The sequence below is a fragment of the Acetobacterium sp. genome (assembly GCF_041752335.1).
In the GTDB taxonomy this organism is placed as follows: Bacteria; Bacillota; Clostridia; order Eubacteriales; family Eubacteriaceae; genus Acetobacterium.
In genome coordinates, this window is sequence record NZ_JBGSHG010000075.1 from 1 (window position 1) to 16,025 (window position 16,025).

Genomic DNA, 16,025 nt, shown 5'->3' on the forward strand with positions numbered 1-16,025 from the left:
GTCGCTTAACCCTGTAAATTTCGATTAGCTGTTTTGGGCCATTGTTCGGATTTTTTGATGGCTTGTTTACCATGCCATTTTTTATTCATCCTAATTTTTAAAAAATATGAAATTTACTATTGACTTTTATTAGCTGGTCTTGTTCAACTTAACATATTGAGCTGGAAGGTTTAGAAACAGAGAGTAGAGACGATTCGGGTTCTTCGGGACTCGGGTCGTCTTTTTTAATTTTTTGAAGGGACAGAGTATATCAGGTTTAGATCTAACTTGCTATACGTCATCTTTTGAGGCACTTACGGAAAAGTTTTGGCTGGTGGCTCAGGCTTTCAGCTTTTGTCTGTTTCCAATCAGTTGCGCTAGTTTCTGCCCATCCAAACTTACGGAAGAATTTGAATTCTCCAACCAGTCCCATCTTTTTTGTCCCCAAAATGCCGTCAGTGCCCTGAATCAAACCCCCATCTTAAATACCGTATAATTTTGAAGACCATTGGCTTAAGCAGTCAATGGTCTTTAATACTTTTTTGGAGGAAATCAGTATGAAACAAATGAATGAGACGATGATTCCATTGAGATGTCATTGCTATTCAAGGATTGAGGTGATAAAATAAAGAAAAGAAAAACATGTTTAAAGGTGTCACCTTCATTGTGATAAGTTACCGGTTATGATCGTGTGTTGTCGATTCGGAAAAGAAATGAAAAATAGTAGTGAACGTGAAAGGACAATATAAATGCCGACAATTAGTATGTTTTATGGAATTATCATTCGGATGTTTTGTGCACCAGAAGAACATAATCCGCCACATTTTCATGCGTATTATGGAGAATACAAGGCCATTATTGACATTAAAACTTGTGAATTAAAAGAAGGCAATTTGCCAAAGAAACAGCTTAAGCTTGTTTTAGCATGGGCTGAGCTAAGACAGGAAGAACTACTTGCAGATTGGATGCTGGCAATGAATAGTGAGCTTCCATACAAAATTGATCCATTAAAATAGGAGGTCGAATAATGTATTTAGCAGTTATCGATGTAGAACCTTTAAATGATTATAAATTACTCTTAACTTTTGAAAATGGTGAAAAGAGAATATTTGATGTCAGTCCATATTTGGATAAGGGTATTTTTCAAGAATTAAAGAACGAGGAAAAATTCAGGACTGTACGTGTTAGTTTTGATAGTATTGAATGGTGCAATCAAGCGGATTTAGATCCAGAGTTTTTATTCGAAAAGAGCAAAGCTTGCTAGAAGTAATTGACAAAGCTATTCCTCAAAAGCATTGTCACAGCTGAATCAAACCCCCATCTTAAATACCGTATAATTGTGAAGATCATTGGCTTAAGCAGTCAATGGTCTTTAATACTTTTTTGGAGGAAATCAGTATGGCAACATTGGAACAGAAAATCATTGACGAATTAAAACTGGCACTGGAATATCAGAAACCAACCGGAGACTATGCCCAATGGCTGATGGGTATTAGTTTGCCCAGTGTGATTGAAAGGTGCCTTACATTCCGAAAAAATCCATGAGATAATAGACTCCATATCAAAACTAAAGTTTTTCAAGTTTTCGGATGATGGTGCCAGTCAATCTGATGGTCAGAGCCAACCAATCCGGACGAGAGTGCCAATGGTTTCGGTGTCAGAATTGCAATGATAGTTGTCGGCATTGTCGGGAAAAACGGATCAAAATTAAGTGGCAATCATCGATTTCCTGTTGAAAAATAGACATACGGTGCCTGACAGTGCGGCCGAGCCAGGTCGTATCATATAGTGGGTGCGAATCCCATCGGGAAAGGTAGACCAACCGCCCGTAGTTAGCCTTGGAGCTTATGGGGTAACCAATAAGTTTAAGCGTTGGCAAACAAGATAGTAGGCTGAAAGCTGAAAAGCTGAAGCGATTGAGTCTCGAAATATCGGAAATAGGAAGGTAGTGTCCTCGTGCAGAAACCAAGGATCAAATTTAATAGCATTTTAAAGGGAAATCAATTATAATGATGACAAAGTAGGTGAACAAACGAAAAATAATGAGACGAAATACAGAATCCCCATGACAAGTTTTTCAAGGAAATATTCTCCAATCCGTTAGTGGCCAGAGATTTCATCGAGAACTACCTGCCTGAACCGATTTTAAAAATAGTTGATCTAAATGAACTGGAAATTCAAAATGGTAGCCATGTTGATGAAGAACTCAGTGAGTTATTTTCAGACATGTTATTCAGAATAAAAATCAATCAGCGGGACGGTTATCTTTATTTTCTGTTTGAACACAAGAGCTATCCTGACAGAATGGTGGCACTGCAGTTACTGACGTACATGGTTCGCATCTGGAACCAGAAAGTCAACAGGGAAAATGACACACATATCCCAGTGATTATCCCGCTGGTGATTTACCATGGAAAAACGCAATGGGAGATTATAGCACGATGTTTAGAAAAATCATATCCCGGTGTCGCTGTTTGAGCCGAACAATATGTTCGAATTTTGAAAGATCATTCGGGTGCGGTTTTTAACCTTTACCCTAACTCTATCTTACAAGGAAAGAGAGTATGGTAGTTATGGAAAATAAAGAAGCTGAGCTTCATAAGCTGGAATTGAGTATGCGAATATGTGAGCGTTGCTCTTTGTGTAAAAGTAGAAAGAATCTTGTTTGTTAATGATTGTGCTTCTGGGAAGTATTGCAGCTAAAACAATCATCAATGAAGACTTTAAAATTACACGCCAGCATGGACAGTGGATCTGTAAAAATGGCTTTAATTTAATAGCAACCTATCATCCTTCGGCGTTTTTAAGAAACCCGTCAATGAAAAAGGAAGCCTGGGAAGATTTTAAAAAGATCCGCTCAAAAATAGATGAATTCAGTATTCAGGATTGAAGTAGCAGTTTATTTTTATCTAAAAACTGATTCTATTCCGCATAAATATGGTGTATAATATCAGCAGTGATTTGATTTGTAACGACAGATATTTTTTAATTAAAGGCGGGTGAAAATATGACCAATGAGGCATTTCAACAGATTGTGCTGGAAAAACTGGGTCATCTGGAAACGGGTTTAAATGGTGTGAAGTCAGAACTTGGTGAGGTAAAAAACGATGTAGCAGGCATCAAGGTCGAACTAAGCGAGGTCAAAAACGATGTGGCTAGCATTAAGGTTGTACTAAGCGAAGTCAAAATAAAACTTGATGCAGTCTTTGAGCAGACAGCGGTTTTGACAGAATTTAAAACCGACACCGAACAGCACTTTGCAGATATCAAGGAAACCCTGGGGTTTGTGCTGCATAAAGAAATCGAAAATGAACGGGAGTTATACGTTCTGAAGATGAAACAGGTAAAATAAAAAAGGTTAGATATATAATAAAGGTTACAAAACGGCAAACTGGGATCATAAGTCTCATTTTCAATTAAATGATTGACCATTCATTGGATGGTCTTTTTTATTTTTTTAAAAATCATGTCACACAAATTGCCACATCTTGTCAATAAAAAAATACGAACTATATATAGAAGTAAAGGATTGATTAAAACCAATCCAAACTTAGATTGCAAAAAAGACCGAATCGGTGTAAAATTTAAAGTGAGTTAACATGTGAAAAAAACATCGCTAAAATAATTCTAAACGGAGGTCGTAGTGAAAAAACTAGGTATAGGTATTATAACAGGCTTGTGTATGATGACCATGGCATTTACAACAAGTGTTTTTGCTGAAGAAGCTGATCCAGAGTCGGACATGACCATTGGTGTTGCCTATCGCACCCATATTGAAAATGAGGGCTGGGCCCAGGGATGGATGTATGATGGCAGCTTGTCAGGTTCCGAAGGCAAGGGTCTGCGACTGGAAGGTATTGAGATTGAATTATCTGGGGATGTACCGGATGGTCTGGATATTCAGTATCAAACCCATATTCAGAACAAAGGTTGGTCTCAGGGATGGGTCTCCAACGGTGATCTGGCCGGATCAGTGGGTGAAGGTCTGCGACTGGAAGCCATTGAAATCAGACTCACTGGCACCGATGCAGAGGATTATTCCGTCAAATATCGGACCCACATCCAAAATGATGGCTGGAAGGATTGGGTGACCAATGGTGCCTTGTCGGGCTCGGAAGGCAAAGGGCTGAGGCTGGAAGCGATTGAGATACAAATTATTGAAACACCGGTAAAAATTGCCTTTGATGAGTATCAGGCAGTATTGGCTCAGGTCAATCAAAATGATTATACCAGTGCTTCCTGGACAGCCTATCAGACCGTGGTGAAAGCCAATATTGTGACAAAAGAGGACATTGCCAATAAAATTACAGAAGCAACCCTGGCGATTGAAAAAGCCCAGCTAAGCCTGGTAAAAAAGGCTGACCTGACGGTATATCTTGATATCCTTGACAGCGTTGAAGAAGCAGATTATTCGGCTGAATCCTGGGCAATTTACCAGGAAGTGGTGGAAGACAATGTGGTGACGGAAGAAAACACTCAGGCCGAGGTCGATGCCGCTACCATTGCGATTATCAAGGCTCAGAAGAACCTCTTTAAATTGGCTGATCTGACTGCTTACGAAGCAGCCCTGGCAGCGGTGACGGAGGATATGGTAAAATCAGGCTGGTCCGCATACAAAGTCGTTGTGGATGCCAATGTGGTTACCAATATCAATTCCCAGGCTGAGGTAGATGCGGCTACGGCTAAAATTCTGGCAGCCCAGAAAAATCTGGTGTTCTATTCAGATTTGACGGCTTTCAATCAGGCCATTGCCCGTTATGTCCAGTATGGTGGTGATGCCGCCAATGCCCCCTATACCTCGACTACCTGGAATGACTATACCGCAGTTTGCGAGAACTATGGTACCTTGACAAATGGGGTTTGGGCATCTGACGTAATTACAAAAGATACTGCTCAAACCACCATTGATGCCGCCACTGCGGACATTAACAGCTATATTACAAAGCTTGTTGCAACAGCCGATCTGACAGCGTTTAATACAGCAAAAAATATTAAAATCACAGATGGTCCATATACTACCGTTTCATTTACATCATATACCAACAACAGCCAGGTAAAAGCCATTGTGGAAATTTCAGCTGATACCCTGAAGGGTTATGATCAAAGTGTAGTGGATAGTTATACCGCAACCCTGATCGCGCTGCAGCAGTCAATTCTGGTTAAAGGCTCTGATCTGACCGCTTATAATGCGGCGCTGGCAGCAGCTCAGCAGGGAAACTTTACACCGGCATCGTGGTCGGTTTATCAGGCGGTGGTGACGGCCAATGTGGTAACCGCTGATGATCCCCAGTCTGTGGTGGACTCAGCAACGGCAAAGATTGTCGTGGCTCAGAAAAATCTGGTTTATACCGGTGCCTATGTGATCAGCAAGGCCAAGATTAATTCTTCTTATTTTGGGGTTCGCAAGGTTGGTGATAATATCCTGACCCGGGCGGCCGATATGATGACCGCAGCGGGAATTGATAAAACCGATTATACCATTACATTTACTCGGATTGATAGCGGTACTGCAGTGATTAATGCGACAACTGGTTTAATAACGGATGAGGGTGATACTGTGGCAACGGTCACCTTTACGATCACCCCGCTTGATGGCGGTGCGGCTGGGACAACGGCCAATATGGATATCTTTATTAATCCATAAATGAATCAGCAACTGAAAAATTGAATCAATGACTAATTAGTGCAATTGCTAAGGGTTAACCAGCAATTGCACTTTAAATTTGCGCAAAAAAACCTAACTAATATGCGAAAAATGTCGATAATTTTATTATGCGGCGTGATGCGTCTTAAAGTGAATTAAAATGATAACAAGAGGCAAAAAATAAATGGCGTTCTGAGGAGGGATAAGGGATGAAAAAACGATTCAAACAATGGGTGAGTCTGATGTTGGTGTTTTTGATGATGCTAACCTCGCTGCCGCTCAACGTATTGGCAGAAGAAGGTGTGATCACGACGATGGAGCATGATGAGATTTACACCTGGACTACCGTAGCAGGAGGCGTTGAGATCACCGCTTATTCTTTTGCTGATGGTGGTGCTGAGGTGGAAATTCCAGATTTGCTGGGAGGAAAAAAAGTTGTTGGTATTGGCAGCAATGTCTTTAAAGATCAGGCGGTCACCAGCATAAAATTCCCCGATTACCTGCTTTACCTGAAAGATGGGGTGTTCTATAATTGTGATGCACTGGTTGAAATTGAACTGCCCTCTACCCTGACCGCTATCCGTTCGCTTGAGGTCAACCCGACCTTTGGAAATTGCGCCCTACTGGAAAAAGTCAGCATCCCCAAATCCGTGACAACAATGGATGGCTACGGCATGTTTGCGGGCAGCCCCTTGATAGAAATCTATGGCGAGTCACCTTCAGCTGGAAAAGATTATGCTATTGAAGCTGAACCTGAAATAAAATTCAATATCATCGAATTTCTGACAGTTGACGACCTCCAGATTTCACCTGAGAGTGAAATTGGTGTTGGTAATCCGGTAACTCTGACGGCAACTGCTTCTGGTGGTACCGGAACAATCAAATACGATTATTTTTGGGATCTGATCAGTTATGACGGCACCGAGTCCACCGGCACCATTGCCATGGATACGGCCTTGAATTCAGTCAGTTTTACCCCAGTTACAGCCGGCATCTATACCTTTTATGCCAGGGTAATCGATACAAGTGGAAAAACGGCCCAAAAGTCATATGGAAATTTTACCGTGACCAATGAACCGGTGATTCCCGAAAATGGTTTTAAAGCCAACAAAGCTTCACCTCAATATTATGACAGCGAAATCCTGCTGACGGTGGAAACAGCAGCCGATACCGGTAGTGGCACACTAAACTACCGCTTTTACTACACCAGTGGTGAAGTCACCCAGGAGCTTGGCAATTCAGCTACCCCCCAAGTCACCTTTAAACCCTCTGAACCAGGCTTATATAATCTCTATGTGGAGGTGACCGATCAGCAGGAACTAACCGCGAGAGGTGAGATTCTCAATTACAGCATTGTGGATGATCTGGCAGTTAAATCGTTCACGGCGACACCTGACAATTTATCTGCCCACCCGATTGGGATGACTATCGCTTTAAATGGCGAAGGTTCAGGCGGGAAAACAGCCTATCAATACCGCTTTTATGCTGTGTTTGAGGATGGGGAAGAAATCCTGATTCAGGAATTTTCGGCGATAGCGTCGGCCAGTTTCACACCGCCCAAGGCCGGGAGCTACGATCTTTTCCTGGAGGTGAAAAATGGCAGTGGGAAAATTGTTCCGGCAACCATCGAAAATTTCACTATTACCCCGATTGTCACATTGACAGCGGGAAAGGCAGATGGAAGTCCGGGTTATACCGAAGATGAAGTCAGTCTCAACGCCAGCGTATCTGGAAGTAAGGATGCTTATACCTATGCCTATAGCTATTCTCTTGATTCAGGTACCACAAAGATACCGATTGAAACCGCTGAGACTGAGACTCCCATCGATTTCACTTTGCCATCAGCCGGAACCTGCCAGTTCTATGTGGATGTGATCGAAAATAGCGTAGTGGTAGCCAGCGCAACATCTGATGCTTACACGGTACTCACCAGACCGTCGGTAACCCTGAAGCCAGACAAGGCATCACCCCAAAATCGAAATACAACCGTAAAATTTGCCGCCTCAGCCAGTGGTGGAAAGGGGCCCTATACATATCAGTTCTCCTGTCATCAGGATGATAACTCCATTTACCAGGGCGATGCCACAGCTGCGAATTGGGTAAGTCTGCCCTTGAATGAAGCTGGTGAGTATACCATTAAGGTGGTGGCCAGAGATGCTAACGGCATTGCAACAGAGGAAGTGGCCCTTATTTATGTGATCCAGAATAATCCCCTGGTCCAGTTATCTACCAGTCGGGATGATGAAGTCACCCACTATGCCGGGGATGAAGTAATCATCCAGGCTGCTGTGGATGGGGGAAGTGGCCCTTTCAGTTACCGTTTTTACCAGAAATTGGGCTCGAAAACAGTGGAACTAATAGGCCCCGATGTGGATGGAGATCTGGCAGAAATAAGCTTTACCCCTGTCAGTGCCGGAACCTATACCTTTATTGTGGAAGTGATTGATCAGAATGGCTTGAAGACAACAGTGACCAAAACTGGTTACAAGGTATTGGCAGCGGTTTCAACAAAAAGCTTTGTTGCCGATAAACCGTCAGGTCAAAATGTCAATACCGCCATTAAGCTGACAGCTAATGGCAGTGGCGGTAAAACTCCCTATACTTACAAGTTTTATACTCTATTAGATGGAAATAAGGTTGATTGGGATGACAAAGCGTTGCCGACCACTAATGCGGTTTTATTTAATCCGACTCAGGTCGGAACGTATACCTTAAATGTCGAAATAACTGATGATAACGGCAACGGAAAAACCACCACCAGGACCATTGAGAATTACAAAATCGTCAACGGACCGGTTATCGAGGCTTTGAGTGCAATTAAGAAAGATGATCCGGATAGTTCAATCTATGTGAACGATCCAATATTGGTAACCGCAGAATTACAGGATGGCACCGGTACCGGCCCGATTCAATATCGTTTTATCATAAAAAATGGTTCAAAAATTATTAAGACCGTGACCCAGGAAGATGATAACAGTTTTGAATTTACACCGGCCACGGCTGGTACCTATAGCGTGACGGTTGATGCAATGGATGCGGATCAGCTTACAGCAACCCGAACCCTAAAAAACGTGGTGGTGTTAAAAACGTTGACCGTTGTTCTTAAAACAGATAAGGCGTCCGGGACCACCATTAATACAGGGATTAAGCTCACTGCTACCGCGGCGGGTGGAAAATCACCCTATACGTATGCCTTTGAATGGGAGGATGAACTGGGAAATACAGGATCCATTCAGGAAGAAGCAACCTTAAAAACGGCATCAATGATATTTAACAAGCCGGAAGATGTCGGATTCTATACCCTGCGGGTGATGGTGACTGATGCCAACGGGGTTGAAGCGGTCGGCGAACAAACCGAATATCAGATAAAAAATCCGCCCGTGATTGATGAATTCTTAACCACACCAGCAAAAGGGATACCGGTTTATCCGGGGAACGAAATTACCCTGAAGGCTGATGTAGCAGCGGGAAGCGGTGAAAATACTCTGGAATACGCCTTCTACGTTAATGGCAGTATCGAAAAAATTGTTGACAACAACAGTGATCCCACCGATGTAGTGTTTGTTCCGCTTAGTGGCGGGACCTATACCTTTGAAGTGGTGGTTACTGATGGGGTCACAGCAGCCAGAAAGAAAATAACTGGCTACAAGGTCAATGCCGGTCTGGAAGTGAGCAGTCTTAAAGCCAGTAAAAGCAGTGGGCTGATTATTGGGGATACCATTCAGCTAACCGCCGCCGGAAAAGGAGGCGTTACACCCTATACCTATCAGTTCTCCTATAAAATTGAAGATGGAGAAGGAGATGTTATTAAAGCAGAAACTCCGATTCCGCTGGTTGATAATAAACTTAAAACCATCGATTTCGCATTGAATGAAGCCGGTAACTATACCTTCTATGTGGAAATCACTGATAAAAACGGTGAAGTCAGTTTAAATACCGTCGAAAAATCGTTGCTTGTTTCGGTAACGGATCCGCCGATTATAACCGACCTGATGATTACCTATCCCGACTTGGATGATTCTTTGAGCAGTTCCTATATTAATGAAGAAATTGTCTTGACTGCCACCAATAAAGCTGAGGCTGGTGGTGAAAATCTGATTTATACCTTCTCCTACAAGGTTGGTTCAAAATCAGGAACCATCGAAGCCGCGAATGTTGAAGATAATGTGGCCAGCTTTACGCCAACCATTGCCGGCACCTATACCTTCTATGTCAGTGCAAAGGATGATGATACGGGTTGGACGAGCGCAACCTATACTATCAGCAAGTTTATCGTGCTAAAAACTTTTGCTGTCAAGAGTCTCAAAACCAGCAAACCATCTGGACAGGATATCAATACGGAAATCAAACTAACGGCCACCCCGGATGGAGGTAAAGCTCCTTTTACCTATGCTTACTATCAGAAAATTCGCGAGAATGAAGACGACGAAATAACCGAAGCTGATGATGAAGACAGCAAAATACCAGGTGATCAGACTAAAAATTTCGTTGCCTTTAAACCGGATGCAGAAGGAACCTATATTCTGATGGTGGTCATTACGGATGGTAATGGCACCAAGGCCAGCTATAGTATGGATTACGAAATCAACAATCCGCCAATGGTGACTTTGACAACCGATAAAACCGGAATGCCCGTATATGAGGGGGATTCAGTTAAACTTACCGCAACGGTTGCTCCCGGCACTGGTATTGGAGAGATGGACTATCTCTTCTACTGGACCCGGGGAACCGTGACAGATTATTTAGACCATAACATAACCGCAGATAAACGGGTGGCTGAAGCCGACTTTGCTCCAGATTTGGCCGGTTCCTATAATCTCTTTGTGGAGGTAACCGATGATAATTATGTTACCAAAACGGCTAAAATCGGAAGTTTTAAGGTGCTGGGAAATGTCAATGTCAAGAGTCTGGTGGTTGATAAGAAAACACCCCAGAATATTGGCACAACGATTAAGTTGACAGCGACCGGAGCTGGTGGAAAAACCCCTTATAAATACCAGTTTTATTATCAGCTGGACAGTGAAAATGATGTGGATGATGTCGATGAATGGACTAAAATTGGTTCACAGACCACATCCCGGTATGTGAGTTACCGTCCGATGAAACCGGGAACCTATGCCTTTGGGGTGGTGATCACCGATGCTAACAATCTTTCAAGCAGTATTGAGGCGGACTCATCAGTGATGATGGAATATCAGGTGATGGATCCACCGATCATCAGACGATTTTCTGTTGCCCCCACGGGTAAACAATATGAAGGCGAAGAGCTCACCTTGACCACCACCATTGCTGGCGGAAGCGGAGATTATAACTATGAGTTCGCTTATCAGCTGGGGAAAGAAGAGCAGGTAATTATCACCGAAACGGCAGACGCGACTCCCGGAACCATAAGTTTCAAGCCCGAAAAAGCGGGAGCCTATAAATTTTTGCTCAAGGTAACCGACAAAAATAATGCAGATGAAACTTCCAATACTGCCGAAAAAACCATTGACAGCTATGCCGTGATCAAAAAGGCTTCAGTCAAAGACTTTACCATCAATAAGGCCAGTATTGCAAAAGGCGGAAGTATCAGGCTTTCTGCCACCGGACAGGATGGAATCAAACCCTATTACTATCAGTTCTCCATGAAAAAAGAAGGCGATAGTGAAGAGACTGTTGTCCGAAACTTTTCATCAACCTACTACTATAACTATAAGCCGCCAACAGCTGGTAATTATACATTTTATGTAGACATTAAAGACAGTAAAAATGCAACGGTTAACAGAAGTGAAGTAACAAAAGCTCTTGAGGTAACTGAATAAAATGAATAACCCGATGGGTGGAAGATTGAGCTCTTTACTGGCTGGTGCTGGTAGGGGGCTCAATTACTTAAGGAAGATAAGTTTGGATGTAGAAGTTTACTGGATTTATTAAAGAAATTTTAGCTTTTGACGATAACATCATCATGATAATATGATATAATTGTATAGAATAATTTCATTTAGATTTAACTATCGATCATTGGATCGATGATATAAGCAATTTAGGACAGATCGTGAAAATTAAAGGAGGTCTTGTCATGTCAATGAAAAAACGGACAGCGTCGATGTTATCGGCCGTCTTGCTGACTTCGGTGCTTTTTTCGCCGGGAGTATGGGCTGAAGGCGCTCAGGCAACGATTGTTACTGAACCGGGAGTCCAGTATAAAACGCATATTCAGGACTATGGCTGGGAAACAGTCTGGAAAAGTAATGGGGCTTTGTCTGGAACCGTCGGAGAATCCAAGCGATTGGAAGCGATGCTGGTGGGATTAACCGGTTCTTTGCCGGAAGGGGCAACGATTCAGACCTATGTCCACGTCCAAAACAGGGGTGATTTGGGACCTTTTGCCATGGGCAATGAAGCCGGAACCAGTGGACAGGGCTTGCGACTTGAAAGCATTCGACTGGTACTGAATAATATGCCGGGCTATCGACTTTTATATAATGTTCAGGTTCAGAACAAAGGTTGGTTAAAAGATACCAGTAATCCGGAGACCTGGTTTAAAAGTGGTGAAACCGCCGGAACCTCTGGGGAAGGTTTGAGGCTTGAGGGACTCAGAATAAAAATAGTAGAAGTAAACGAAGAGTACGAAGCTTACCTCTCGACCGTTAATGCAGTCAAGGCGTCTTCTTACACCACTGAATCATGGACTATTTATAAAAAAGTGCTGGACGCCAATCAGATGACAAAAGAAGACAGCAAAGAAGAAATTAAACAGGCCACTGCAAATATTACTGCGGCCCAAAAAAATCTGGTGCTGGCGAAAAATTTGGCAGCTTATAATGCAGCTTTGGCGGCAGTCAAAGAAGTGGATTACACCCCCGATACCTGGGCGGTATATCAGGATGTTATTGACGACAATGTAGTGACTAAGAATCACTCTCAGGGTGAAATCAATGTGGCCGTTAGTAATATTCTGGAAGCTCAGAAAAAGTTACAATGGAAAGTCAATCTGACCGAATATCGGGCAACGTTAGATGCCGCTCGAGAAGAAGACTACACTGTTGAATCCTGGGTAGCCTATCAGAAAGTACTGTCTTCTTATGCGATGACGGAAAACAATACCCAGATTGAAGTGGATACGGCCGTAAAAAAAATAGATGAAGCCCAGAAAAAAATGGTGCGGAAATTTGATTTTACGGCTTATAACGCGCTTTTGAATGCAGTGAAAGAAGAAGATTATATCGAAACCACCTGGGCTATTTATCAGGATGTAGTGGATGCCAATTATGTCGATGAAACCAACACCCAGAGCGATATTGAAAAAGCCATCAAGAAAATTGAAGAAGCCCAAAGCAAACTGGTAAAAAAAGCTGATTTGACCTATTATCAAGCGGTGCTGGATGCCGTTAACAAGGAAGACTACACCACCGCATCCTGGAATGCCTATCAAAAAATTGTGCGTTCAGTGGTGGTAAATGGTATGAGCAAGCCGGAAGTAATCGATGAGGCAGTTGGAAAAATTCTGACTGCTCAAATGAACTTGGTGCCTGCTGGAGATATGCGCTATTACTACGCAGCCATTAATGCTGTGATCCGAACCGATTATACGACTGTTTCCTGGGATACTTATCAGAAAGTTGTGGCTGCGAATGTGGTCACTCCGGTTGACGGACAGGAAGCCATTGATGCCGCCATTGAAAAAATTGAAGTGGCTCAGAAAAAATTGATGCCAGCCGCAGAAGATCTCGACGAGTATAATGAATTAATCGGGCTCGATCAAGATAACTATACATCTGTTTCCTGGACGGCATACCAGAAAGTGATTGATGCTAATTTCCTTAAGCCACAGGATGGACAAGCTAAAATTAATGCGGCCGTGACTAAATTGAGGGCGGCCAGCTCAAAGCTGGTGGAAAGAGCCAGCGATTTTAAAGAGTATAACAAAGCCTTGAAATACAATCTCTATCTGGGTAAAGATCCCGATGATACCACTTCGACAAAAGCTCTGGTTGAAATGAAACAAGGTGACTACACCACCTCATCCTGGGCGGCCTATCAGAAAGTTCTCGATGCCAATGTAATGGATCCAGATAAGTCCCAAACGCAGGTCAATACCGCCGTGTCTAATATTAAAAAGGCTCAGTATAAACTGTTAAAAGGTGGAAATATGGATCGTTACAATACGATTTTGAAGTATAATATTGTCCTTGGTAAAGATCCGGACGATCCGACTGATCTCCGAACCCCTAAGGAAATGAAGGAGGTTGATTATACCTCCACTTCTTGGGCAGCATACCAGAAGATCTTAAACAGTAATGAAATGGATGCCGATAAATCCCAGGCTCAGATTGATACGGCCGTTGTTAAGATTGCCCGGGCCCAGCAGAAATTGATGGAAAGAGGCGATCTGACCGACTATTTTGATACCCTTGACAATGTGAGTAAGGCTGATTACACGGTTAAAAGCTGGACGGCCTATGAGAAAAAACTGGCCGCCAAGGGTTATTTTGTAACCACTGATAATACCCAGGCAGAAATAAACCGTGCCATTGATTTGATCGAGCAGGCTCAACGCGATTTACAGCTAAAAGGGAATACTGATGAGTACTATGCCTTACTGGATAAATATTCCAATCAGGATCTTTTCAAAACAAAGGCCTGGAGTACTTATTTGGCCGCATTAGGAAAAAATGTTATCTCATCAGAAAATACGGATTTGGAAATAAAAATTGCGGTGGACGCCATCAAGCGAGCCCAGGCAATTCTAGTTCTGCCGGAAAACTCAGCCGCTATTTTGACTGAATATAATGAAGCATTGTCAAAAACTGATGCGTCAAGTGCCTATACACCTGCATCATGGACGGCATATCAGAATCGGATCAAGGCTTATCTTGGTTATACAAAGGATATGGATCAGAGCAAGGTGAATGAGGCCCGGGATATGATTCTGCTGGCCCAGGTGGATCTGGTACGGACCAATCAAACCGAGTTGGATGCTTTTAAAAATGTATTGGAGATGTACTTGAGAAACAAGGCAGAAATTGTGACTGTTAATGAACCATTACCATTAGCAAACTATGTGTTAGGCAGTACTTGGACCGTTTATGAGACAGCGGTGGAAAAATATGCGGGTATATACCCGGATAAAACCTGGATGCCAACAATCATAACCAAGGACAGCCGACCAGAGGTCATTCGGGCTGCAACTGATGAAATCCAAAAAGCGATCTTTAAATTAAGGCCTGATGGTGTTGACTTGGACTTGGATTATTCTACCTACAAGACAACGATTGAAAGTATGGTTCCCTGGCGGGATGATGATACAATTTGGAACCAAACTGTGGCACAAGTTGCACCGAAATATACCCAAAAATCCTATGATGATTATGTGGTAAACTGCAAGAACTATGAGATACTCAACTACATTGAATCATCAATTGGTGTTCTGATGTCACAAGCAAAAATTGACAATGCGACCCATATGATTAACACAGCTAAGGACGGTTTGTACTTACGGGCTGTTAAGGAAGATATTGATGCCTTTAATGAAGAGGTAAATAAATTTAAAGTTTTAGTGACAACAAAGGAAGATTATACAGCCGAAAGCTGGAGTGTCTATGAATCAATTTATCTCAATGTTCCGGTTAACCTCAATGATTTGCCGAATCTCAAACAAATTGATTGTCAGAATGGAACTCAATTGCTTCAGACAGCACGATTAGCATTAGTTCCAGTCACACCCTAATAATTAACAATTAACGGCAAAATAAAAAACCACAGGTTTCACACCTGTGGTTTTTTTATATAATTAGTTAACAAGACTTGATCACGAAACTCCATTCACCACAACTTCCATCCCGGCCAGATCAAACCCGGTTTCGCAATAAACCGAATAAACAAAGGCGCCCTGGGTCCAGGTGGCCAGTCCCATGCCGTCAGGATTGCTCTGGTAGAGGACTGCGGCTCCGGTTGAATTAGCTTTGGTTTCACCGTTTTGGAAATCGGTATAAACACCAGCAACATTGTCGATCAATGCATCGCCTTTGCGGACGGTGTAGCTGACGCGGTTAAGGATAAAGTCTGCCTGGGCCAGGTTGTCGGAAATGGTGTAGTATTTTACATCCGTAATACCAGTGGGTAAGGTGGAAAAGGTAAAACCGATGGCCTCGTTGATGGCGACGGTTGATGCCTGTTCCACCATTGGGTTGGGGAGCTCAGTTTTGCTATCAGTTGAAGTTTCGGCTGGCTTGTCAGCCGGTTTTTCAGCAGCAGGAGTGCAGCCGCTTAAACTGAGGGCCGTGAGAGAAACAAGAATCAAGGTAACCAATAGGCATTTTTTTGATTTCATGGGGAACCTCTCTTTATTTTATTTGGACGGTAAAAACCGTACATGACATGTGATGGAAGCGGGTTAAATTTCAGAATTGCCCGGAAATGA

Annotated in this window: 10 protein-coding genes; 9 read left to right on the forward strand and 1 reads right to left on the reverse strand. The window is 42.8% G+C overall.

Annotation, left to right across the window (positions count from 1 at the left end):
- Positions 1–728: 728 nt before the first annotated feature.
- The 9 genes from ACEW8F_RS09720 to ACEW8F_RS09760 all read left to right on the forward strand — a co-directional run bounded on the left by ACEW8F_RS09720 (position 729) and on the right by ACEW8F_RS09760 (position 15,332).
- Positions 729–995 (forward strand): DUF4160 domain-containing protein, encoded by a 267-nt coding sequence (locus ACEW8F_RS09720; RefSeq protein ID WP_148637377.1) that lies wholly within the window; start codon positions 729–731, stop codon positions 993–995.
- Positions 996–1,006: 11 nt separating this feature from the next.
- Positions 1,007–1,243: a DUF2442 domain-containing protein gene (locus tag ACEW8F_RS09725; RefSeq protein ID WP_186843573.1), complete on the forward strand. Its 237-nt coding sequence runs from the start codon at positions 1,007–1,009 to the stop codon at positions 1,241–1,243.
- A 134-nt stretch (positions 1,244–1,377) separates the two neighbouring features.
- A complete protein-coding gene (locus ACEW8F_RS09730; RefSeq protein ID WP_373483277.1) occupies positions 1,378–1,524 on the forward strand; it encodes a hypothetical protein in 147 nt (48 codons plus the stop codon).
- A gap of 507 nt (positions 1,525–2,031) precedes the next feature.
- Positions 2,032–2,457 (forward strand): Rpn family recombination-promoting nuclease/putative transposase, encoded by a 426-nt coding sequence (locus ACEW8F_RS09735; RefSeq protein ID WP_373483298.1) that lies wholly within the window; start codon positions 2,032–2,034, stop codon positions 2,455–2,457.
- A gap of 193 nt (positions 2,458–2,650) precedes the next feature.
- A complete protein-coding gene (locus ACEW8F_RS09740) occupies positions 2,651–2,869 on the forward strand; it encodes a uracil-DNA glycosylase family protein (RefSeq protein WP_373483299.1) in 219 nt (72 codons plus the stop codon).
- Between the two features lie 117 nt (positions 2,870–2,986).
- The gene (locus tag ACEW8F_RS09745) at positions 2,987–3,331 is read left to right on the forward strand and encodes a hypothetical protein (RefSeq protein ID WP_373483278.1); all 345 of its coding nucleotides are present in this window, start codon (positions 2,987–2,989) and stop codon (positions 3,329–3,331) included.
- Between the two features lie 291 nt (positions 3,332–3,622).
- A complete protein-coding gene (locus ACEW8F_RS09750) occupies positions 3,623–5,623 on the forward strand; it encodes a hypothetical protein (protein ID WP_373483279.1) in 2,001 nt (666 codons plus the stop codon).
- Positions 5,624–5,832: 209 nt separating this feature from the next.
- Positions 5,833–11,424 (forward strand): triple tyrosine motif-containing protein, encoded by a 5,592-nt coding sequence (locus ACEW8F_RS09755; protein ID WP_373483280.1) that lies wholly within the window; start codon positions 5,833–5,835, stop codon positions 11,422–11,424.
- A gap of 257 nt (positions 11,425–11,681) precedes the next feature.
- Entirely contained in the window at positions 11,682–15,332 is a 3,651-nt protein-coding gene (locus tag ACEW8F_RS09760; protein ID WP_373483281.1) for a hypothetical protein, read from the forward strand.
- An 81-nt stretch (positions 15,333–15,413) separates the two neighbouring features.
- Here ACEW8F_RS09760 and ACEW8F_RS09765 read toward each other — a convergent pair whose 3' ends face one another.
- Entirely contained in the window at positions 15,414–15,935 is a 522-nt protein-coding gene (locus ACEW8F_RS09765) for a hypothetical protein (protein ID WP_373483282.1), read from the reverse strand.
- Between the last annotated feature and the right edge of the window lie 90 nt (positions 15,936–16,025).

Bases quoted from the DNA above. Each gene is read 5' to 3' on its own strand.
- ACEW8F_RS09720 (WP_148637377.1), top strand. From the start codon at position 729: ATGCCGACAATTAGTATGTTTTATGGAATTATCATTCGGATGTTTTGT.
- ACEW8F_RS09725 (WP_186843573.1), top strand. From the start codon at position 1,007: ATGTATTTAGCAGTTATCGATGTAGAACCTTTAAATGATTATAAATTA.
- ACEW8F_RS09730 (WP_373483277.1), top strand. From the start codon at position 1,378: ATGGCAACATTGGAACAGAAAATCATTGACGAATTAAAACTGGCACTG.
- ACEW8F_RS09740 (WP_373483299.1), top strand. From the start codon at position 2,651: ATGATTGTGCTTCTGGGAAGTATTGCAGCTAAAACAATCATCAATGAA.
- ACEW8F_RS09745 (WP_373483278.1), top strand. From the start codon at position 2,987: ATGACCAATGAGGCATTTCAACAGATTGTGCTGGAAAAACTGGGTCAT.
- ACEW8F_RS09755 (WP_373483280.1), top strand. From the start codon at position 5,833: ATGAAAAAACGATTCAAACAATGGGTGAGTCTGATGTTGGTGTTTTTG.
- ACEW8F_RS09760 (WP_373483281.1), top strand. From the start codon at position 11,682: ATGTCAATGAAAAAACGGACAGCGTCGATGTTATCGGCCGTCTTGCTG.
- ACEW8F_RS09765 (WP_373483282.1), bottom strand. From the start codon at position 15,935: ATGAAATCAAAAAAATGCCTATTGGTTACCTTGATTCTTGTTTCTCTC.